The sequence below is a fragment of the Ruegeria sp. HKCCD6604 genome (assembly GCF_013110635.1).
Lineage (GTDB): Bacteria > Pseudomonadota > Alphaproteobacteria > Rhodobacterales > Rhodobacteraceae > Ruegeria.
In genome coordinates, this window is sequence record NZ_WVQW01000007.1 from 24,506 (window position 1) to 44,042 (window position 19,537).

Genomic DNA, 19,537 nt, shown 5'->3' on the forward strand with positions numbered 1-19,537 from the left:
GGTCACAACCGGAACCGCAAAGAGACGGACCGCCCCCCGCGCACCAGACCTATCTGCACGTAACGGCCCGGATCGGTCAGCGCGGTCTCAACGTCCCGAGGGCGATGGATCTCATCGGCATTGATGCTTTCAAGAATATCACCGGTTCGCAAACCCGCCCTTCCGCCATACGGGCCGGGATCCACCACGACGACACCGGTCAGCGACAGCGACAATCCCATCCTGGTGATCACCGCGGGATTGACCCGGGACACCACCAACCCCGGAAGAACGGTTCTGTCATTCAACGTCGTTTCTTCGGCGGCCGGAACATCGGGGGCTTTGATAAGCGCCACCTCGACATCTTCACTTTGGTCGCCGCGCAGACGGGTCAGAACCGAGGTTCCGCCCACTCCGGCGACCGACATCCGAAACTTCATCTCGGCGGGTGAATTGACCTCGTCCCCGTCCACATGGGTTACCACGTCTCCCACTCTGAACCCTGCGTCGCGCAAAGGGCTGAGCTCATGCAGATCAGAGATCACAACGCCCAACGGGATGGCCAGGCCAAGGGATTCCGCGATATCCGCGCTCATGTGTTGACCCGACATTCCCGCCCACGGGCTGACGAAGGTTTCGTTTCCCTGCTGCGCCTGCTTGAGGAATTGCGCCACCAGATTGGCGGGGATGGCAAAGCCTATTCCGTTTGACCCACCCGATCGGGTCAGAATCGAGGTATTGATCCCGATCAGCTGGCCATTCACATCGATCAGCGCCCCACCGGAGTTGCCCGGGTTGATTGCCGCATCCGTCTGGATGAAATATCCGCGGCCATTTCCGGTTGCCGTGCCCGTGCGCGCCAGCCCCGAGATGATGCCGGACGATACCGTCTGCCCCACCCCGAACGGGTTTCCGATGGCCAGCGCCAGCTCTCCAACCTCGACCTGGTCGGAATCGCGAAGGGTCAGGTAGGGCAGGTCTTCGGCCTCTTTCAAACGCAGGATCGCAATATCGCTTTCCTCATGGCCCAGCACAACCTCGGCCGAAAACTCGCGCCGATCGGTGGTCACGACCCGGATCTCGGTCGCGGATCCGACCACGTGATAGTTGGAAACAACATACCCATCGTCAGACAGGATAACCCCGGAACCCAACGAGTTTTGAACCCGCTGACGTGGTTCGCCAAACCCCCGGCCAAAGAAATCCTGAAAGAACGGGTCCGAGAAAAACGGGCTTGCCCGGCCCTGCCGGACGATCTTGGCATAGATGTTCACAACCGCCGGCGATGCCTGTTTCACGACCGGGGCAAATCCCAACGAAATCTCGGCCTGTGACTGCGGAACTTTCGTTTCGGCCATTCCTTGCGTCGCGCAGGTCAAGGCAACAAGGGTCAGCATTACGCGGATCATGGTGGCTCCGTTTTTTGCGATTGGCCCAGATATGCTGACACAAAATCTGAATTGCAAGTCGGCGGTCGGGTATGCCCCGCAACATGTCGGACATGCCATAACGAAAAAACCTCCGCCCGGTTTCCCGAACGGAGGTTCGACCGTGACCTTGGGTCAGATCTTATTCTTCGTCTGCTGCCTCTTCGGCGGCAACGCGGGCTTTGTCAGCCGCACCTTTGGCGTCCAGATCACGATCAACGAATTCGATGATCGCCATCGGGGCCATATCGCCATAGCGGAAGCCAGCTTTCAGAATGCGGACATAACCGCCCTGACGCTCGGCGTAGCGGGGGCCCAGAACTTCGAACAGCTTGGCGACGTCTTTGTCTTCCTTCAGCTGTGCTGCGGCCTGACGGCGGGCGTGCAGGTCGCCGCGCTTGCCCAGAGTGATCAGTTTTTCAACGATCGGGCGCAGTTCTTTTGCCTTGGGCAGAGTCGTTTTGATTTGCTCATGTTCGATGAGCGAGCCAGCCATGTTCGCAAACAGCGCCTTGCGGTGCTCATGAGTACGGTTCAGGCGGCGGTAACCACGTGCGTGACGCATTTTCTAGTTCCTTCTTTCGCGTTTTGCTTTGTCTGGCCGGCGATGCGTGTCACCGGCTCTCCTTGGGGCGGGAATGCCCATATGGTCCCCGGATATTCCCACTTCGGGCCGGGCATTGGGGAAGACGCGCTTAGAACGCGTCTTCGAATTTCTTGGCCAGATCTTCGATGTTGTCCGGCGGCCAATCCTCGACATCCATGCCCAGGTGCAGGCCCATGCCGGACAGCACTTCCTTGATCTCGTTCAGCGACTTGCGGCCGAAGTTCGGGGTGCGCAGCATCTCGGCTTCGGTCTTCTGGATCAGATCACCGATATAGACGATGTTGTCGTTCTTCAGGCAGTTTGCCGAACGGACCGACAGTTCCAGCTCGTCCACCTTCTTCAGCAGCAGCGGGTTGAACTCCAGACCATCGTCTTCGTCCTGGCGGCTTGCCGATTCCGGCTCGTCGAAGTTGACGAAGATCGACAGCTGATCCTGAAGGATACGAGCGGCAAAGGCCAGTGCGTCTTCCGGCGTGATCGAACCATCGGTTTCGATCTTCAGGGTCAGTTTGTCATAGTCCAGAACCTGACCTTCACGGGTCGGCTGAACGTCATAAGCGACCTTTTTGACCGGCGAATAGATCGCATCGATCGGGATCAGGCCGATAGGCGCGTCTTCGGGCTTGTTCTTCTCGGCCGAGACATAGCCTTTGCCAGTGTTGACGGTCAGTTCCATGAACAGGTCAGCGCCATCGTCGAGGTGGCAGATGACGTGATCACGGTTCAGAACCTCGATGCCGGCGCTTTCGCTGATGTCACCCGCAGTGACGACCGCGGGGCCTTTGGCATTGATCGACAGGCGCTTGGGGCCTTCGACTTCCATGCGCAGGGCAACCTGCTTGAGGTTCAGGATGATGTCGGTGACGTCTTCACGAACGCCTGCCACGCTCGAAAACTCGTGCAGGACGTTGTCGATCTGGACGCTGGTGATGGCCGCACCTTGCAGCGAGCTCATCAGGACGCGGCGCAGGGCGTTGCCCAAGGTCAGACCAAAGCCACGCTCCAGCGGTTCGGCAACCAGGGTGGCCTGACGTGCAGGATCATTGCCCGGCTTGGCTTCCAGCTGGGTCGGCTTGATCAATTCTGCCCAATTCTTGTGGATCATGTAATCCCTCCATTCCTGTCCGCGCCCCATGACCAACAAGGTGCAGACGCCCGAGGTTCAAAATGACGTGCTGGGGCCGTGCAGAAACACAGCCCCAGCTCAATTCAAAATCGCTTAGACGCGACGACGCTTCGGCGGACGGCAGCCGTTGTGAGCAATCGGCGTCACGTCGCGGATCGACGTGATGTTGAAGCCCACGGCAGCCAGCGCGCGCAGTGCCGATTCACGGCCCGAACCGGGGCCCTGAACTTCGACTTCCAGCGTCTTGACGCCATGTTCCTGCGCCTTCTTGCCTGCGTCTTCGGCAGCCATCTGAGCGGCGTAGGGGGTCGATTTCCGCGATCCCTTGAAGCCCATGGTACCGGCAGACGACCACGAGATGGCGTTGCCCTGTACGTCCGAGATCAGGATCTTGGTGTTGTTGAAGGTCGAATTCACATGGGCAACGCCCGATGCGATGTTCTTACGCTCTTTGCGCTTAACGCGAGTCTTGTCACGTGCCATCGGTCAGACCCTCCCTTATTTCTTCTTACCAGCGATGGCCTTTGCGGGGCCTTTGCGGGTACGAGCGTTGGTGTGGGTACGCTGACCGCGAACCGGCAGGTTGCGGCGGTGACGCAGACCGCGATAGCAGCCCAGGTCCATCAGGCGCTTGACGTTCATCTGAACTTCGCGACGCAGGTCACCTTCAACGGTGAAATTTGCATCGATGTGCTCGCGGATGGCCAAAACTTCGGCGTCGGACAGTTCGTTGACGCGACGGTGCGCTTCAATACCTACGGCTTCGCAGATTGCTTTGGCCGAAGTGTTTCCGATACCGGTGATATATGTGAGGGCGATAGGTACCCGCTTTGCAGTCGGGATGTTTACGCCGGCAATACGTGCCACGTGTCACTTTCCTTTTCGTTGCGGTTCCGTAACTCCAGAACCTTTTTTCACAACGCTTTACCGTGGCAGTGTGGCCAGAGGGTTCAGCATTATTCGAGGTGGTCGGGGCGGTTGGGACGAATCCCGCACGCGGTCTTGATTCCCTTTAGGGATGGGGGTCGATATGGGCTTTTGGCGGTGCCGTCAAGCCCATATTGAAATCAGCCGAGAATGGCCTCGATCGACGCTGTGACTTCCTTGATGTCCGCCAGCCCGTTCACGGGGCGCAGATCGCCCTTGGCGTAGTAATAGCCAATCAGCGGAGAGGTCTTCTTGTAGTATTCCATCAACCGCGTACGCAGACTGTCTTCGTTATCGTCGGCGCGACGAACGAAGTCATTTTCCTTGCCGCAATTGGTACATTTGCCGTCAGCCGGGATCGGCTTGGTCTTGTCGTTATAGACCTCACCGCATCCGCCGCAGGTTGACCGTGCGGTAATCCGTTCCACCAGAGCATCGTCATCCACGCGCATCTCGATCACGGTATGCAGGGACTGGCCCAGCTTGGTCAGCAGAGCCGACAGCGCGTCGGCCTGCGCCAAAGTGCGGGGGAAGCCGTCAAAGATGAAACCAGCGCCCTTTTCGGTGGTCAGTTTCTCTTCAATCAGGCCGATCACGATCTCATCGGTGACCAGCTTGCCCGCGTCCATGATCGCAGCAACCTTCTGGCCCATTTCGGTTCCGCTGGTCTTGGCCTCGCGCAGCATATCCCCGGTGCTGAGCTGCACCATCCCGCGGGTCTCTACCAGGTGACGCGCCTGCGTTCCCTTGCCTGCCCCCGGGGGGCCCAGAAGAATGATGTTCATCGACGAGCAGCTCCCTTTCTGCCACGTTTCTTGCCTTTGCCGCGCAGCTGGGACTTTTCGATAAGCCCTTCATATTGATGCGCCAACAGGTGGCTCTGGACCTGCTGGATCGTATCCATAGTCACAGAGACGATAATCAGAACCGAGGTGCCACCGAAATAAAACGGAATAGCAAACTGACCCCGCAGAATTTCGGGCAGCAGACAGACCGCCGCCAGATAGGCCGAACCCAGAACCAGCACGCGGTTGACCACGTATTCCAGATACTCGGCGGTTTTCTTGCCGGGCCGGATGCCGGGCACAAAACCGTTCTGCTTTTTCAGGTTGTCCGCCACATCGTCCGGTTTGAACGACACGTTGAACGTATAGAAATAGGCGAAGAACACGATCATCGAGGCAAAGAACAGAAGGTAAAGCGGCTGTCCGGGGCCGAAATTGGCCAGCAGCCACGACATGACCGGCCCGTTGGCAGCACCGGACGAGAAGGTCGAGATCGTGACCGGCAGCAGCAGCAGCGAGCTGGCGAAGATCGCCGGAATGACACCCGCAGGGTTGACCTTGACCGGCAGGTGGCTTGAGCCACCTTCGTAGACTTTCATACCGGCCTGACGACGCGGGTACTGAATGTGGATCTTGCGCAGGGCGCGCTCCATGAACACCACAAAGGTGATGACCGCGATGACCATGACGATCACGCCAACGATCACGGCGGGGCTGATTGCACCGCTGCGGCCGCTTGCAAAGAACTGCGCCAGAGCAGCCGGAACCTCGGCAATGATGCCGACGAAGATGATCAAAGAGATACCGTTGCCGATCCCGCGTGCAGTGATCTGCTCACCCAGCCACATCAGGAACATGGTACCGCCAACCAGCGTTATCATGGTCGACATGCGGAAATAGAGCCCCGGATCAGTCGCCAGATCGCCCGATTCCAGCGAAACGGCCAGACCATAAGCCTGAACGGTGGCCAGAGCCACGGTGCCGAACCGGGTATACTGGTTAATCTTCTTGCGCCCCTGCTCGCCCTCTTTCTTGAGCTGTTCGAGCGCGGGAACCATGGATGTCAGAAGCTGAACGATGATCGAGGCCGAGATGTAAGGCATGATGCCGAGGGCAAAGATACCCATCCGCCCCAGCGCCCCGCCGGTGAACATCGAAATCATGCCGCCGATGCCCTGCCCCGCCTGTTCCATAAATTCGCGCAAAGCTGCTCCGTCAATCCCCGGCACCGGAATAAAGGTGCCCAAACGATAGACGATCAGCAAACCCAGCGTGAACAGGATGCGGTTGCGCAGATCGGTGGCCTTGCCCAAAGCAGCCCAGCTTGTGTTGGCTGCCATTTGTTCTGCTGCTGATACCATAAATCGGTCTCTCTTATGCAAACGCCGCCCGGAACCGTTTTCCGGCTCGGACGGCGTCTTGGAAAACTCTGAGGTCTATGTAAGCGGGTCTTTGCCCGCTCACAAGCGATTACTCTGCCGCAGCAGCTTTTGTGACCTTCAGTGAACCGCCCGCTTTCTCGACTGCCTCGACGGCAGATTTCGAAGCACCGGTCACTTCCAGGTTCACCTTGGCGCTGATTTCGCCTTTGGCCAGAACGCGGATACCGTCCAGCTTGCGGCGCACCAGACCGGACGCAACCAGAGCGTCTTCGGTGATCGCAGCCGAAGCGTCCAGCTTGCCGGCGTCGACGAATTTCTGGATCAGACCCAGATTGATAACGGCGAATTCCTTGCGGTTCGGCTTGTTGAAGCCGCGCTTGGGCAAACGCTGGTACAATGGCATCTGGCCGCCTTCGTAGCCATTGATGGCCACACCCGAACGGGATTTCTGGCCTTTGATACCACGGCCACCCATTTTACCTTTGCCGGAACCCGGACCACGGCCAACGCGGGTGCGTTTCGGGCTGGCGCCTGGATTGTCGCGCAGTTCGTTCAGTTTCATGTCGCTTCTCCTAAGCCGGATATGACCCCGAAGCGTGATGGGCCAAACACGGCATTTCTTGGTTTTGATTCTCGTGGCGGAAAGCCACCGCAGGCGTATAGGCCCGATAACCGCACTTGACAAGCCTGTAGATTGCCTTGCGCCGCGGGATGCCGGCATGAGGTCTTGAGCCCAGTGTTACGCAAAGGGCACCTCTGCCGGCCTTTGACCGAAAAGTGACCGTGAAATGCAGCAACTTTTGCAAAAACCGCTTGCTATGTCGGGGTGGTCGTCTATCCGGTGGCCAGCAAACACTTGACTGGCAGGCGTATGACTGAACCCTCTCTCTCGCTCCGCGACAAGCCGGAGACCACCGCCGCACGTGACTGGGTAACAACGCTTGCCAAATATCGCGAACCGGACCAAATGCGCAGCGCTTTTGAGCTGGGTGTAAGCATTATCCCCTTTATCGGACTGTGGGCATTGTCCTGGATGTCACTTTCAGTCAGCTATTGGCTGGCCTTTGTGATTTCCGCCCTCAATGCGGCCTTTCTGTTGCGCTTGTTTGCCATCCAGCATGATTGCGGGCACGGCGCATTCTTCAAAAACCGGGCCGTCAGCGACTGGATCGGGCGCGGCATCGGAGTTCTGACACTGACACCATATGATGTCTGGCGCCGCACGCATTCCACGCATCACAACAGTTCCGGCAACCTGGACAAGCGCGGGATGGGCGATGTCCACACCCTGACCGTGGCGGAATACCGCGCCAAAACACCACTGAACAGGTTCTGGTACCGCGTGTACCGGAACCCGATCACTCTGTTCGTGCTTGGCCCCGGTTATCTGTTTCTGTTTCAAAACCGCCTTCCGCTGGGCCTGACAGACAGCGTCAGGTTCTGGGTCAGCGCGATGGCGACCAATCTTGCCATTCTGATTGCCCTTGTGGCCATCTACTATTTTGGCGGGCTGATGCCGATGTTGCTGATCTTTCTGCCGTCGACTCTGATTGCCGCAACGGCCGGAGTTTGGCTGTTTTATGTACAACACCAGTTCGAGAACACGCATTGGGACGCCGATGCAGACTGGCAACTGCATGAAGCAGCGCTGCACGGAAGTTCGCACTATATCCTGCCCTCAGTGTTGCAATGGTTCAGCGCCAATATCGGCATCCACCATGTACACCACCTCTACAGCCGCATTCCGTTCTACCGCCTGACCGAGGTGCTGCGCGATCATGAAGAACTGGCAAACAGCAACCGGATGACCATCCGGGAAAGCCTCGCCAATGCTCGGCTTCACCTGTGGGACGAGAAGAACCGTCGCCTGTTGTCCTTCGCCGAAGCCCGCGCACTTTATGGGTAACAGGCATGCCTAGCGCTTTCGTTTCTGGAATCGCAGCGCGTGCCTTGCGTCAACGGCAGGCGTGTGGCGCGGGACAGCCTCCATCCATCGCGACGACTTTCTCGGGCGCGATTTTGACAAAGAATGCGCGCGTCACAAACCGGTATTCTGCCGGTGCAAACGCAGGCGCGACTAAGGTGCCTTCATCCCGATCGTGACTGGCTTGATCGCCCACGCCTGAACAGGAAAGCGATCGCGATTGGCGCCAACCGTATCGCGACCTGCATTGCTGCGAAAAGGGCGCGTGACCATCTGCCGACATGAACACCACTCTGCACGGTTTCTGTGATGACCAAATGCAGCCGTTCAACCTGTTCGTCGATTCTGGGCAAGGCTGCGGCACCTTGAAAGAATACGCGGCCCCCGGGCATGTGGGCACGGCGGAAATCGCTCATACCCATGCACAAACCCAACAAAATCCCTTGTCACACCCCCGCCCCGATGCCATATGAAAAGAGCTTACGTTTATCTATTCGACCTACTGTCTCCTTCATCGGCAGTCAGTCTATCGATACAGACCGACGACGCCAGGCTGCCGCAACTCCGTGGGCAGCACTCAAACAGGAGACACGGATATGCCAGCAGGCACCGTAAAATGGTTCAACACCACCAAAGGCTTCGGCTTCATCGCACCGGAAGAGGGCGGCAAAGATGTATTCGTACACATCTCGGCTGTCGAACGTTCGGGCCTGACCGGTCTGGCCGACAACCAGAAAGTCACGTACGAGCTGCGCGCCGGTCGTGACGGCCGCGAAAGCGCCGACAGCATCCAGCTGGCCTGAGCTTGATTTCGGGTGAGGGGATCCCCCTCGCCCCTTTCCCGCCACCACCTCGGGTGGCAGGCAGGACACATCACGTCCACGTGATGTCTGCCCTAGAATTGACCAAATATCGTATCATGATGAAATTGGTTTCAGTTTCTTTGGTCATTCGACGAGGGTTTCGATGTTTACACGCCGTGTTTTTCTGGCCGGAACAGCAGCAAGCATGTTGCCGGGCATCGCCCGCGCCAAAAAGGCGGTCGAGTATGATCCGACACCGCAATTCGTGCGCATCAAGAAACAGTTTGTACCAGGTCAGCTGCTGGTCGCGCCCCGGTCGTTCTATCTTTACTTCGTCACGGAACCTCGCAAGGCGATCCGCTATGGATGCGGCGTCGGAAAAGCGGGGTTGGAGTTTACCGGCACGGCCACCATCGATGTGAAAAAGGAATGGCCGACCTGGCGCCCGACCGATGAGATGATCGAACGTGATCCCGTCGCTTACTCCAAATTCAAGGACAACGACTATGTCCAACCCGGCGGCGGAGATAACCCGCTGGGCGCGCGCGCGCTGTATCTGTTCCAGAACGGTGTCGATACCTATTTCCGCATCCACGGCACGACGCAGCCGCAGACCATTGGCCGGGCGGTGTCCAACGGGTGCATACGAATGCTGAACGAGCATGTGATCGATTTGTACAACCGGGTCCCGATCGGAACAGTTGTCACGGTCGTCTAGGTGCCCATGGATGGGCGCCTATTCCGCTCGACCCGCCTGATCAACCAGCTTCAGAACGGACGGCCCCAGTGATTCAACGATCTTTGCCACCCCATCCGCGTTTGGATGAATTCCGTCCGGCTGCATGAACTGCGATACCGCACCGGGGTCGCCCTCGGCCGCAAGCCCTTCGAAGAAACTGGCGGCGAAGAGGACGTCGAACTCCTTCGCCAAGTCTGGGTACATTCCGTCGAAAGCTTGCTTGTAATCGGCCCCGTAGTTACCCGGCGCCTGCATACCGATCAGCAGAACCGGTACATTCACGCCCCGCGCCACGTCAAGGATCCTGCGCAGGTTGGCCTTTGATACGGCAGGGTCGATCCCCCGCAGCAGGTCGTTGCCGCCAAGGGCAACGATCATGCCATCCACATCCGGTGTCAGGGTCCAGTCCACACGTGCGGCCCCGCCCGCCGTCGTGTCACCCGAAACACCTGCGTTGATGATGCGGACATCCGCGCCCTGCGTCTGCAACCAGCGTTCAAGCTGCGGAACAAACCCGCTTTCCTCCACCAGCCCATAGCCCTGAGTCAGCGAGTCCCCCAAAGCCGCAATCACCACTTGTTCGGCTGTGACCGCAAAACCGCACCACGTGAAAAGGCCTGCCATCAAAGCCTTGCGCAACGTGGTGATCGCTCCATATCCCAAAAGACCGCTCCTTTTTCGGGTAGACCCATGACGACTGCTGTTCTCGCCCTCCAAAATGCCGCTTTGTCCCTGGATGGCAATGCCGGGCGGGTCGATATTCTGCATGACATTACGTTGACTGTGAACAAGGGCGAGACGCTGGGGCTAATCGGGCCTTCTGGCTCGGGCAAGTCTTCGCTGCTGATGTTGATGGCGGGGTTGGAACAGGCGACGCACGGTCAAATCATGGCGCTGGGTCAGGACCTGACCGACATGGATGAGGACGCTCTGGCCCGGTTTCGGCGCGACAGTATGGGGGTGGTGTTTCAGAACTTCCATCTGATCCCGACAATGACCGCGCTTGAAAACGTGGCAACCCCACTGGAACTGGCAGGGCACAAGGATGCGTTCGACCGGGCCGAGCAAGAGCTGGACGCCGTTGGCCTGTCGCACCGTCGCGATCATTACCCGGCGCAACTGTCGGGCGGAGAACAACAACGTGTTGCCTTGGCGCGAGCATCTGCACCACGTCCCCAAATCCTGTTGGCTGATGAACCGACCGGGAACCTGGACGAAACCAACGGGGCCGCAATTGTTGATTTACTGTTTGGTCTGCGCCGGAAATATGATGCAACCCTAGTTCTGGTGACACACAGCCATTCATTGGCCGAAAGATGTGATCGGGTCGTTCGGTTGCGTGACGGCAGGATCGCCGAAGAGACCCGGCAGGAGGCCGCGGAATGAGCCTGCGGATGGCCGGGCGGCTCGCCCGCCGCGAGCTACGCGGAGGCCTGAGCGGTTTTCGGATCTTTCTGGCCTGTTTGGCGTTGGGGGTCGCAGCCATCGCGGCCGTCGGGTCGGTGCGGCAGGCCATACAGGCTGGGCTTGCGCAAGAAGGGGCCTCGCTGCTGGGGGGCGATGCCGAACTTGAATTCACCTATCGTTTTGCCGATGAGGCAGAGCGCGCCTGGATGCAACAGACATCCGTCCAGATGTCCGAGGTTGTCGATTTCCGCTCGATGGCCGTTGTGCCCGGCGCGACAGGTCCGGAACGAGCGCTGACTCAGGTCAAGTCGGTCGACAACGCGTACCCACTTGTCGGCTCGGTACGGCTGGAACCCCAGATCCCGCTGGAAGACGCCCTGAACGGCAGTTTCGGCTTGCCTGGGGCCGTGATGGAACCTGTGCTGATGGACCGGCTTGGGTTGTCCGTCGGTGATCGGTTTTCACTTGGGACGCAAGAGCTCATCCTGACGGCTGCCTTGCTGGACGAGCCCGACAGCGCGGCGGATGGGTTTGGCCTTGGGCCGCGCACTCTGGTGCGAACCGAGGCATTGCAGGCGTCCGGTCTGCTGGAACCCGGAACACTGTTTTCAACAAAGTACAGGATGATCCTGCCCCGGAACGCAGATCTTTCGGATGTATCCGCAAGGGCTGACGCGGCATTCGAAGGCACTGGAATGCGCTGGACGGATGCACGCAACGGTGCCCCCGGGATATCCGAGTTCGTCAATCGCCTGAGTGCATTTCTTGTCCTTGTCGGGCTGTCCGGGCTTGCCGTCGGAGGCATCGGCGTTTCTGCCGCCGTGCGTGCTTATCTGGCGCAGAAGACAGAAACGGTTGCGACTCTGCGTACCTTGGGGGCCGATCGCGCCACCATTTTTCAAACCTACATGATTCAAATTGGCGTTCTGTCCGTCTTGGGGATCGCGATCGGCCTGACGCTGGGTGGATTGGCGCCGCTTGTTCTGGCCCCGCTGCTGGAAAGCCAATTGCCGGTTCCAGCAGTGTTTTCCCTTTATCCACAGCCGCTGATCGAGGCAGCAATATACGGTCTGCTCACAGCGTTCCTGTTCACCCTTTGGCCATTGGCCCGCACCGAAGATGTGCGCGCCGCGACGTTGTTTCGCGACGCGCTGAGCTCGGCCCGCCCCTTTCCACGTCTGATTTACGTCGTGGCAACCGGTGCCGGGCTGTTGTTGCTGATCGCCCTGGCATCATGGTTCAGCGGCTCGACGCGGCTTACTGTCTGGACCGGCGGCGGGCTTGTCGGTGCACTGGCGCTGTTGACCCTCGCCGCTTATGCCATTCGCAAACTGGCCCGGGCTGGGACTTCGTTGGCCCGCGGGCGACCCACAGTCAGATGGGCGTTGTCGGCCATCTCGGACCCACGCGAAGGAGCAGGATCTGTGGTTCTGTCACTGGGGCTGGGCCTGTCGGTGCTGGCTGCGGTCGGGCAGATCGACGGAACCCTGCGCAACGCCATTTCGGGCAACCTGCCGGATGTCGCGCCGTCGTACTTCTTTGTGGATATCCAGAAAGATCAAATGCCCGGTTTCACCGAACGCCTGCAAAGCGACCCCGCGGTCAGCCGCATTGAAAGCGCGCCGATGTTGCGCGGGATCATCACGCAGATCAACGGCCAGCCCGCTCAGGACGTGGCCGGATATCACTGGGTGCTGGAAGGGGATCGCGGCGTGACCTATTCGGTTCAACCGCCGCCGAACGCACGCCTGACCGCAGGGGAATGGTGGGCCGAAGATTACGCAGGTGCGCCGCAGGTCAGCTTTGCCGCAGAAGAAGCCGAAGAGATGGGCCTGAACCTGGGCGACCAACTGACCGTCAATATCCTGGGGCGTGACATCACGGCAGAGCTGACGTCCCTGCGCGAGGTGGATTTCTCTACCGCGGGAATGGGCTTTGTCATGTCGATGAACCCCTCTGCGCTGGCCGGTGCGCCGCACAGCTTTATCGCGACGGTCTACGCCGAAGAACAGGCCGAGGCGGCCATCCTGCGGGATCTTGCGGGCCAGTTCCCCAATATCACGGCCATCCGGGTGCGCGACGCCATTGATCGCGTCTCGGGCCTGCTGGCAGGCATCGCCGCAGCGACCTCGTACGGTGCAGGAGTATCGCTGCTGACCGGATTTTTGGTTCTGATCGGCGCAGCGGCGGCGGGCGAACCTGCCCGCAGATACGAAGCAGCGATCCTCAGGACATTGGGTGCAGATCGTGGCAGTATCCTGCGCAGCTTTGGCCTGCGATCTGTTCTGCTTGGGGCCGCCGCGGGATGCGTCGCGCTGTTCGTTGGCATTCTGGGCGGCTGGGCTGTTGCCACCTACATCTTCGACACAGAGTTCACGGTCATCTGGTCATCGGCCTTCGGCATCGTACTGGCCGGGATAGGCGTCACATTATGTGCTGGGCTGGCATTTGCCCTGCGTCCACTTTCGGTGCGTCCGGCGCGCATATTGCGAGCGAGCGATTGAAATCAGCGCACGCAGGCCACGGGCTGCAAGAGCCTCAGCAGCGGATCATTGTCACATACCAGCGCATCCAGGGTAACATCGTCCAGGGATGCATAGAACACCTCTGCCGCGTCCTGAAGCGCAAGCCTCAGCCGGCAGGCATCCGTAAGAGGGCACGTGTTGTCAGCGTCGGCGAAACACTCGGCAATGGGCAAAGCCCCTTCAACATGCCGGAACACCGCACCGATGCGGATCTGATCCGCGGGGCGCGCCAGCGACATGCCACCGTTTCGACCGCGCTGCGTGCTCAGATAGTTCAGCTGGCTCAGCTGATTGATCACCTGCGCCAGATGGTTTTCCGAAATGTTGCACACTTCGGCGATTTCGGATTTCGTGACCAGCCTGTCCGGGTGAGCTGCGCAATACATCAACAGGCGCACAGCGATATTCGTCCTTTTGGTAATCCGCATGAGGGCCTCCCTAAATACAAGATGCAACCTTATTGCATGTCCGGGAAAAAAGCGGTTTGACATACATCAATCGACCCAAAGGACACTTCTTGGATGGCCGACCCCTATTTCTTTGGCTATGGCAGCCTCGTGAACCTCGCGACGCATGATTTCCCCGATCCGCGCCCCGCGCGACTGAAGGGTTGGCGGCGGGCCTGGCGGCATACCGATCTGCGACCCGTGGCGTTTCTGACTGCCGTGCCCGACCCGAAGTCGGAGATCGAAGGCATGATTGCGCATGTTCCCAATAATGACTGGGCCGCGCTGGATGAACGGGAATGGGCGTATGACCGAATTCCCGCAACGCAGTCGGTTTCACATCCCCTGACGCACGACGTCGAAATAGCTGTCTACGCCGTCCCGCAGGATCGGCACAACCAGCCCAGCAATCACCACCCGTTGCTGCTCAGCTATATCGATGTTGTCGTGCAGGGTTACTTGCGGGCATTCGGCGAAGACGGCGCGGATCGATTCTTTGAGACGACAACAGGCTGGGACGCCCCGATCGTGAATGATCGCGCCGAACCGCGTTATCCACGCCATCAGCAACTCAAACCTGTCGAACGTGATTTTGTCGATGACCGCCTGACAAGTTTATCGGTGCGGTTCGTACAGCCGGCGTAACAAAAAAGGGCCACGCCGATGACGTGGCCCAGAAAATTGGTGTGCCACCAGGTTAGCCGCGCGCGCGGATCACCTGTAGCAACGGCATCAGCGCAGCCATTTCCGGGCCGCGCTCCATGCCGGTCAACGCTTTGCGCAGTGGCATGAACAGGCCTTTGCCCTTGCGACCGGTTGCCTCTTTCACGGCTTTAGTCCAGGTGCCCCACGTGTCACCATCGAACGGTCCTTCGGGCAGCAACGCCATCGCCTGGGCAATAAATTCCCGATCTTCATCGGCGATCAGGGGATCGGCCCCGTCACGGCACAGCTCCCACCAGCCCTTGAGATCGGCCAGGGTGGTGATGTTTTCGCGGGCCATGGCCCAGAAAGGTTCTGCCAATTCATCGGGAACACCGGCATCCGCAACGGCACTGGCCACCTCGGACAGCGGCAGCGATTGCAAATGCCTGGCGGTCAGCGGGAACAGGTCCTTTACATCGAACTTGGTCGGCGCGGCGCCAAACCGGTTTACATCGAACCCTTCGATCAGCTCGGCCATTTCCGAGCGCAGCTCAACCGGATCAGACGAGCCCAGACGCGCCATAAGGCTCAGCAATGCCATCGGTTGCACACCCTGTTCGCGAAGATCGCGCAAGGCCAGCGTGCCTAGCCGTTTCGACAATGCCTCGCCCTGCGGACCAGTCAGCAGAGAATGGTGGGCAAAGCGTGGACAACGCCCGCCCAGCGCCTCGATGATCTGGATCTGCGTCGCCGTGTTGGTCACATGGTCCGAACCCCGTACAACATCCGTCACGCCCATTTCAGTATCATCCACAACCGACGCAATCGTATAGAGAACCTGACCATCGCCACGGATCAGAACCGGATCGGAAACCGAAGCCGCATCAATCGAGATGTCGCCAAGAATGCCGTCATTCCATTCGATACGTTCATGATCCAGCTTGAAGCGCCAGACGCCGTTGCCACGTTCGGCGCGCAAGGCTTCTTTTTCGGCCTCCGACAGGTTCAGCGCAGCGCGGTCATAGACCGGCGGCTTGCCCATGTTCAGTTGCTTCTTGCGTTTCAGATCCAGCTCGGTCGGCGTTTCGAACGCTTCGTACAAACGACCCATCGCGCGCAGCTTGTCGGCCGCTTCGGCATAGCGGTCCAGACGGTCCGACTGACGCTCGACCCGGTCCCAATGCAAACCCAGCCATTCCAGGTCCTGCTTGATGGCATCGACATATTCTTCTTTCGACCGCTCGGGGTCGGTATCATCGATGCGCAGGATGAACGTACCGCCTGCCTTGCGGGCAATCAGATAGTTCATCAGGGCGGTGCGCAGGTTGCCCACATGGATGTAACCGGTGGGCGACGGGGCGAAACGGGTGGTTGTCATGGGTGTCTCCTGTTGGCGCGGCTCTTGTCACATGGGGGCGTTTTTGTCCAGCCGCCGCTTGATCCATCAGGTGATTCAGAAAGGTTTCACCGGCCACACCCTGTCGAGGTCGTCCAGTCCGGCGCGAATGAGTTCGCGCAAAACGCCCGTGTCGATATCCGCCAGTTTGTTGACGTAAAGACAGGACTTGCCCAACTTGTGCTTTCCCAATCTGGCCATGAGTTCCGCAAAATCTGCGTAACCCGGCATGATGTAAATCACCAAAGCTGATTTGCGCGGCGAAAAACCGGTTGCCAGAAAGTCCCCTTCACGACCCGATTTGTAGCGATAGTGGTAGCGGCCATACCCGACGATCGACGGGCCCCACATGACCGGGCTAAACCCGGTGGTGGCGCGAAACAATTTGTCAAGCTGGTGCGCGTCTTCAGCACGGCGCGCCGGTTGAACCGTTCTCAGGAAATTCTCGACGCTTTGATCTGTCGGAACTGTCTTGTTGTCTGATCGCGCCATGAACAAAAATTAACACGTATTATTCATCCATGCACCCCATCTGAATGGCGTATAAACTGGCAAGAGACTCTCGACGCCCTAACTGCAACAATAACAATGATGTCCTGACAGGGAGAACGAAGATGACAATAAAACTTACACGCCGCGCCGCTTTGGGAAGTGCCGCCGCCTTGCCGTTTGCTGCTGCGGCCGCACCGGTTCTGGCCGCCAGCCCGGAAACCAAAGCAAACTCGACCATCGCAAGGTCATTTCATATTGGCGATTTCACGGTCACGACCCTGCTGGATGGCAGCTTTCCACGCGACGGAGCCAAAGAGATTTTTGGGGGCGGAGCGACGGACGAAGAATTTGCCAAGGTTTCGGCTGAAAACTTCATTCCGGCAGACGTCGCACAGTTTTTCTTTACCCCCTCACTGGTCAACACGGGATCAGAGCTGGTTCTGTTTGATACCGGTCTGGGGCAAGGTGGCATACAGGCCGCGCTGGCAGATGCGGGCGTGACCCCGGATCAGATCGATGTGGTCGTGATAACGCATATGCACCCTGACCATATCGGTGGCATGACCACCGAAGGCGCGCCGACCTTTGCGAATGCGCGCTACGTGACGGCTTCTCCGGAATATGATTTCTGGGCTGCGCAGGACGCAGGCAATCGCGTGGGCGATCTGGTCGCTGAAAAAGTCACACCGCTGGCCGAGAAAATGACCTTTGTCGAAGACGGGGGCGAGGTTGCCTCGGGCATTACCGCAGTGGCCGCTTATGGCCACACACCGGGCCACACGGTCTACCATCTGGAAAGCAACGGGCAACGTCTGGTGCTGACGGCGGATCTGGCCAACCACTATGTCTGGTCTTTCGCCCATCCCGAATGGGAAGTCCGGTTTGACATGGACAAGGCCGCAGCGACTGCCGCACGCCGCGATGTTCTTGGCATGCTGGCTGCCGACAAGGTGCCAATGGTCGGCTATCACGTGCCCTTCCCCGGTGCAGGCTATGTTGAGACCCGTGGAGAAGGCTTTCGCTTTGTCCCGGTCAGCTACCAGATGATGGGCTGAGCGTTCAGTACCCCGGATCCGGCCGCACTTTTGAACCGTCACTGAACCGCGACAAGCGAAAGGCGGCCGGGTCCACGCAAGGCGTTGTTTCGGTAACCAGATCAGTCATCAGCCGCCCCGCCCCGGGGCCGATTCCAAAGCCATGGCCTGAAAACCCCGTGGCAATGTACATTCCCGGCAGATCATCCACGCCCGAGATTACGGGAATGGCATCCGGCGTCACATCGATCATACCTGCCCAGCTTTGTACGATCTCGCCCGTTTGCACAGCGGGATATCCCTTGCATGCACTGGCCCAGGCGCGTCGCAACGTTTTTTGAGACGGCTCAGGGTCCAGAATCCGGCACTTTTCGAACGGCGTCACATCGGTTGGCAGCCATCTCCGGTCCTGTTGTGCTTCGATCGTCCAGCGTTTGGACAGGCGAAAGCGCAGAGATTTCCACTCTTGCACAAATGCCGGCAGAAACTGCATCGCCAATCGAAAGCTGTCCGGCACAATGTCCACAGTATTTTCGTGACCAGACGCAATTGTGTAACCGCCATCGGCCCGTTTTCGGATCGCAAAGTCATCCGACCACAACGACGTCTCGGGCCCCTCTGCGATGGGGGATGTGCGCAGGACCGTATTCAGAACCTTCAGCTGCGGCAGTTCGATCCCCGCATTGCCTGCAAACAGGCGCGACCACGCACCCCCGGCCAGAACGACGCGGCCGCTGGCAACTTTGCCGCGCTCGGTGAAAACACCGGCGACACGTCCAGCCTGAACGTCCACACTGCGCACGGCGCAATTCGTCATGATCACTGCGCCCCGAGCCCGCGCGGCTTCGGCGATAGCGGGGGCTGTCCATTGAGGTTCGGCACGACCGTCCTGCGGCATGTACAAAGCGGTTTCAAAGCCCGATTGGTTGCCGTGCAAAAGGTCTGCCAACTCACCGCCAGAAACCATCCGCGCGCCGGTCCGCAATCCTTCGACATGGTGCAGCCAACGTTCCATGTTGCCGGTATCCCGCCTGCCGGATGCGCCAAAAAGGATACCGGATCGGGTGTAACCTGTCTTGCGGTCCAGCCGGTCATCGAGCGTCTGCCAGATGCGCAACGATTCCTGCATCAGGGGTATCTCTCTTGGGTCCCGCATCCCAAGACGGACCCAACCCCAATTGCGTGAACTTTGTTCGGCTGCAATCTGCCCTTTTTCGCACACAAGAACCGAAGCGCCCCGCTCCGCCAGTTCCAACGCGGTTGAAACGCCGATGATTCCGCCGCCGATGACCACGACATCAACGGTTTTGGGCAGGGCAAGATCAGGTTCTACAGGAGTCGGTTTGGGCGCGGTCATCAATAGGCCTTACTCTGTCGCTTGGACCGCTATGGAGACCAAAAGACAAAGCATGGGCAATACAAACTGCCACCGCAACATAAGATTTTCGGCATCTGTGACCCAGACGCCTGAGGTTAAAAGCGCGGGCCGAAGGTTACGCTGCGCCGGACAGTTCCGCCCATTTCTGGCGCAAGATCGCGGACAACCGGTTTTCCTTCAGCGTCGCTTGCGCGGATACGTCTTCCTGAGGAAGCAATTGCGGAAACTCTGGCCGCAACATGGCCGCTTTCTGATCTTCCGACTGCCGCTGCTCATTCAACAGATCGGCAATTGCTGCATCCAGCTTTTCTTCATCCAATTCTTGCGGCGGAGATTCCATTGTGCGCCATTTCAAAGGCGCATGAAGCGATCTTTCATAATCCTCGTACATTTTAACACCAAACCATTCACTCAGACATCCAACCCCGGATACGCTGCGTCCGCCACATTCGGCCTTCGCCATCAACGACAATGCGTCGCATCCGCCCCACATTGGGCAACTTCCAAGCAAAAAT

At 59.0% G+C, this 19,537-nt stretch carries 22 protein-coding genes; 8 read left to right on the forward strand and 14 right to left on the reverse strand.

The features are described from left to right. Nucleotides 1-2: 2 nt before the first annotated feature. The 8 genes from GS614_RS15855 to rplO form a co-directional block, all read right to left on the reverse strand. Nucleotides 3-1,388: a trypsin-like peptidase domain-containing protein gene (locus GS614_RS15855; RefSeq protein ID WP_171616745.1), complete on the reverse strand. Its 1,386-nt coding sequence runs from the start codon at nt 1,386-1,388 to the stop codon at nt 3-5. Between the two features lie 160 nt (nt 1,389-1,548). After that, nucleotides 1,549-1,971 carry a 50S ribosomal protein L17 gene (gene rplQ, locus GS614_RS15860; protein WP_152456909.1) on the reverse strand — a complete coding sequence of 141 codons (423 nt, stop codon included), beginning with the start codon at nt 1,969-1,971 and terminating at the stop codon, nt 1,549-1,551. A 130-nt stretch (nt 1,972-2,101) separates the two neighbouring features. Next, complete coding sequence (locus GS614_RS15865; RefSeq protein WP_117870179.1) at nt 2,102-3,118, reverse strand: DNA-directed RNA polymerase subunit alpha; 1,017 nt, start codon at nt 3,116-3,118, stop codon at nt 2,102-2,104. 114 nt (nt 3,119-3,232) lie between these two features. Beyond that, nucleotides 3,233-3,622 carry a 30S ribosomal protein S11 gene (gene rpsK, locus GS614_RS15870; protein ID WP_008757289.1) on the reverse strand — a complete coding sequence of 130 codons (390 nt, stop codon included), beginning with the start codon at nt 3,620-3,622 and terminating at the stop codon, nt 3,233-3,235. Nucleotides 3,623-3,637: 15 nt separating this feature from the next. Then, nucleotides 3,638-4,006 carry a 30S ribosomal protein S13 gene (rpsM, locus tag GS614_RS15875; RefSeq protein WP_008757392.1) on the reverse strand — a complete coding sequence of 123 codons (369 nt, stop codon included), beginning with the start codon at nt 4,004-4,006 and terminating at the stop codon, nt 3,638-3,640. Nucleotides 4,007-4,206: 200 nt separating this feature from the next. Further along, on the reverse strand, nt 4,207-4,851 hold the full coding sequence (locus GS614_RS15880; protein WP_152456908.1) for an adenylate kinase: 645 nt from the start codon (nt 4,849-4,851) through the stop codon (nt 4,207-4,209). Beyond that, a complete protein-coding gene (secY, locus tag GS614_RS15885) occupies nt 4,848-6,212 on the reverse strand; it encodes a preprotein translocase subunit SecY (RefSeq protein WP_152456907.1) in 1,365 nt (454 codons plus the stop codon). The genes GS614_RS15880 and secY overlap by 4 nt, the downstream gene beginning before the upstream one ends. 109 nt (nt 6,213-6,321) lie before the next feature. Further along, nucleotides 6,322-6,795 carry a 50S ribosomal protein L15 gene (gene rplO, locus GS614_RS15890; RefSeq protein ID WP_152456906.1) on the reverse strand — a complete coding sequence of 158 codons (474 nt, stop codon included), beginning with the start codon at nt 6,793-6,795 and terminating at the stop codon, nt 6,322-6,324. Nucleotides 6,796-7,104: 309 nt separating this feature from the next. Between rplO and GS614_RS15895 the strand changes: the two genes are divergently transcribed. The 4 genes from GS614_RS15895 (at nt 7,105) to GS614_RS15910 (ending at nt 9,678) form a co-directional block, all read left to right on the forward strand. Continuing rightward, on the forward strand, nt 7,105-8,139 hold the full coding sequence (locus GS614_RS15895; RefSeq protein WP_171726772.1) for a fatty acid desaturase: 1,035 nt from the start codon (nt 7,105-7,107) through the stop codon (nt 8,137-8,139). Between the two features lie 299 nt (nt 8,140-8,438). Then, nucleotides 8,439-8,630 carry a hypothetical protein gene (locus GS614_RS15900; protein WP_171206002.1) on the forward strand — a complete coding sequence of 64 codons (192 nt, stop codon included), beginning with the start codon at nt 8,439-8,441 and terminating at the stop codon, nt 8,628-8,630. Between the two features lie 123 nt (nt 8,631-8,753). Then, the gene (locus tag GS614_RS15905) at nt 8,754-8,960 is read left to right on the forward strand and encodes a cold-shock protein (protein WP_152456904.1); all 207 of its coding nucleotides are present in this window, start codon (nt 8,754-8,756) and stop codon (nt 8,958-8,960) included. Nucleotides 8,961-9,123: 163 nt separating this feature from the next. After that, the gene (locus GS614_RS15910; RefSeq protein ID WP_171726773.1) at nt 9,124-9,678 is read left to right on the forward strand and encodes a L,D-transpeptidase; all 555 of its coding nucleotides are present in this window, start codon (nt 9,124-9,126) and stop codon (nt 9,676-9,678) included. Between the two features lie 18 nt (nt 9,679-9,696). Here the strand turns inward: GS614_RS15910 and GS614_RS15915 are convergent, their stop codons facing one another. Then, entirely contained in the window at nt 9,697-10,323 is a 627-nt protein-coding gene (locus tag GS614_RS15915) for an arylesterase (RefSeq protein WP_171233063.1), read from the reverse strand. A gap of 66 nt (nt 10,324-10,389) precedes the next feature. On the opposite strand from GS614_RS15915, the gene GS614_RS15920 reads away from it, so the two are divergent. Continuing rightward, entirely contained in the window at nt 10,390-11,085 is a 696-nt protein-coding gene (locus GS614_RS15920) for an ABC transporter ATP-binding protein (RefSeq protein WP_171726774.1), read from the forward strand. Beyond that, a complete protein-coding gene (locus GS614_RS15925) occupies nt 11,082-13,610 on the forward strand; it encodes an ABC transporter permease (RefSeq protein ID WP_171726775.1) in 2,529 nt (842 codons plus the stop codon). The genes GS614_RS15920 and GS614_RS15925 overlap by 4 nt, the downstream gene beginning before the upstream one ends. Nucleotides 13,611-13,612: 2 nt before the next feature. On the opposite strand, the gene GS614_RS15930 is transcribed toward GS614_RS15925, so the two are convergent. Then, on the reverse strand, nt 13,613-14,059 hold the full coding sequence (locus GS614_RS15930) for an Rrf2 family transcriptional regulator (RefSeq protein WP_170346430.1): 447 nt from the start codon (nt 14,057-14,059) through the stop codon (nt 13,613-13,615). Nucleotides 14,060-14,152: 93 nt separating this feature from the next. On the opposite strand from GS614_RS15930, the gene GS614_RS15935 reads away from it, so the two are divergent. Beyond that, entirely contained in the window at nt 14,153-14,722 is a 570-nt protein-coding gene (locus tag GS614_RS15935; protein ID WP_171726776.1) for a gamma-glutamylcyclotransferase family protein, read from the forward strand. A gap of 52 nt (nt 14,723-14,774) precedes the next feature. On the opposite strand, the gene gltX is transcribed toward GS614_RS15935, so the two are convergent. Next, nucleotides 14,775-16,100, reverse strand: coding sequence for a glutamate--tRNA ligase (gene gltX / locus GS614_RS15940; protein WP_171726777.1), 1,326 nt, complete (start codon nt 16,098-16,100; stop codon nt 14,775-14,777). Between the two features lie 75 nt (nt 16,101-16,175). Continuing rightward, nucleotides 16,176-16,610, reverse strand: a complete 435-nt coding sequence (locus GS614_RS15945) for a DUF1801 domain-containing protein (RefSeq protein WP_171726778.1) — start codon at nt 16,608-16,610, stop codon at nt 16,176-16,178. 122 nt (nt 16,611-16,732) lie between these two features. Between GS614_RS15945 and GS614_RS15950 the strand changes: the two genes are divergently transcribed. Beyond that, nucleotides 16,733-17,665: an MBL fold metallo-hydrolase gene (locus GS614_RS15950; RefSeq protein ID WP_171726779.1), complete on the forward strand. Its 933-nt coding sequence runs from the start codon at nt 16,733-16,735 to the stop codon at nt 17,663-17,665. 4 nt (nt 17,666-17,669) lie between these two features. Here GS614_RS15950 and GS614_RS15955 read toward each other — a convergent pair whose 3' ends face one another. Further along, nucleotides 17,670-19,001, reverse strand: coding sequence for an FAD-binding oxidoreductase (locus tag GS614_RS15955; protein WP_171726780.1), 1,332 nt, complete (start codon nt 18,999-19,001; stop codon nt 17,670-17,672). Nucleotides 19,002-19,137: 136 nt separating this feature from the next. Further along, on the reverse strand, nt 19,138-19,515 hold the full coding sequence (locus tag GS614_RS15960; protein ID WP_253285404.1) for a hypothetical protein: 378 nt from the start codon (nt 19,513-19,515) through the stop codon (nt 19,138-19,140). Between the last annotated feature and the right edge of the window lie 22 nt (nt 19,516-19,537).

What these genes read in the sequence shown, in the direction of transcription:
- GS614_RS15925 (WP_171726775.1), top strand. Translation starts at nt 11,082, where the DNA reads ATGAGCCTGCGGATGGCCGGGCGGCTCGCCCGCCGCGAGCTACGCGGA.
- GS614_RS15960 (WP_253285404.1), bottom strand. Translation starts at nt 19,515, where the DNA reads ATGTGGGGCGGATGCGACGCATTGTCGTTGATGGCGAAGGCCGAATGT.
- GS614_RS15895 (WP_171726772.1), top strand. Translation starts at nt 7,105, where the DNA reads ATGACTGAACCCTCTCTCTCGCTCCGCGACAAGCCGGAGACCACCGCC.
- rplQ (WP_152456909.1), bottom strand. Translation starts at nt 1,971, where the DNA reads ATGCGTCACGCACGTGGTTACCGCCGCCTGAACCGTACTCATGAGCAC.
- gltX (WP_171726777.1), bottom strand. Translation starts at nt 16,100, where the DNA reads ATGACAACCACCCGTTTCGCCCCGTCGCCCACCGGTTACATCCATGTG.
- GS614_RS15855 (WP_171616745.1), bottom strand. Translation starts at nt 1,388, where the DNA reads ATGATCCGCGTAATGCTGACCCTTGTTGCCTTGACCTGCGCGACGCAA.
- secY (WP_152456907.1), bottom strand. Translation starts at nt 6,212, where the DNA reads ATGGTATCAGCAGCAGAACAAATGGCAGCCAACACAAGCTGGGCTGCT.
- rplO (WP_152456906.1), bottom strand. Translation starts at nt 6,795, where the DNA reads ATGAAACTGAACGAACTGCGCGACAATCCAGGCGCCAGCCCGAAACGC.
- GS614_RS15920 (WP_171726774.1), top strand. Translation starts at nt 10,390, where the DNA reads ATGACGACTGCTGTTCTCGCCCTCCAAAATGCCGCTTTGTCCCTGGAT.
- GS614_RS15950 (WP_171726779.1), top strand. Translation starts at nt 16,733, where the DNA reads ATGACAATAAAACTTACACGCCGCGCCGCTTTGGGAAGTGCCGCCGCC.
- GS614_RS15930 (WP_170346430.1), bottom strand. Translation starts at nt 14,059, where the DNA reads ATGCGGATTACCAAAAGGACGAATATCGCTGTGCGCCTGTTGATGTAT.
- GS614_RS15955 (WP_171726780.1), bottom strand. Translation starts at nt 19,001, where the DNA reads ATGACCGCGCCCAAACCGACTCCTGTAGAACCTGATCTTGCCCTGCCC.
- GS614_RS15945 (WP_171726778.1), bottom strand. Translation starts at nt 16,610, where the DNA reads ATGGCGCGATCAGACAACAAGACAGTTCCGACAGATCAAAGCGTCGAG.
- GS614_RS15935 (WP_171726776.1), top strand. Translation starts at nt 14,153, where the DNA reads ATGGCCGACCCCTATTTCTTTGGCTATGGCAGCCTCGTGAACCTCGCG.
- GS614_RS15910 (WP_171726773.1), top strand. Translation starts at nt 9,124, where the DNA reads ATGTTTACACGCCGTGTTTTTCTGGCCGGAACAGCAGCAAGCATGTTG.
- GS614_RS15915 (WP_171233063.1), bottom strand. Translation starts at nt 10,323, where the DNA reads ATGGCAGGCCTTTTCACGTGGTGCGGTTTTGCGGTCACAGCCGAACAA.
- GS614_RS15900 (WP_171206002.1), top strand. Translation starts at nt 8,439, where the DNA reads ATGAACACCACTCTGCACGGTTTCTGTGATGACCAAATGCAGCCGTTC.
- GS614_RS15905 (WP_152456904.1), top strand. Translation starts at nt 8,754, where the DNA reads ATGCCAGCAGGCACCGTAAAATGGTTCAACACCACCAAAGGCTTCGGC.
- rpsK (WP_008757289.1), bottom strand. Translation starts at nt 3,622, where the DNA reads ATGGCACGTGACAAGACTCGCGTTAAGCGCAAAGAGCGTAAGAACATC.
- GS614_RS15880 (WP_152456908.1), bottom strand. Translation starts at nt 4,851, where the DNA reads ATGAACATCATTCTTCTGGGCCCCCCGGGGGCAGGCAAGGGAACGCAG.
- GS614_RS15865 (WP_117870179.1), bottom strand. Translation starts at nt 3,118, where the DNA reads ATGATCCACAAGAATTGGGCAGAATTGATCAAGCCGACCCAGCTGGAA.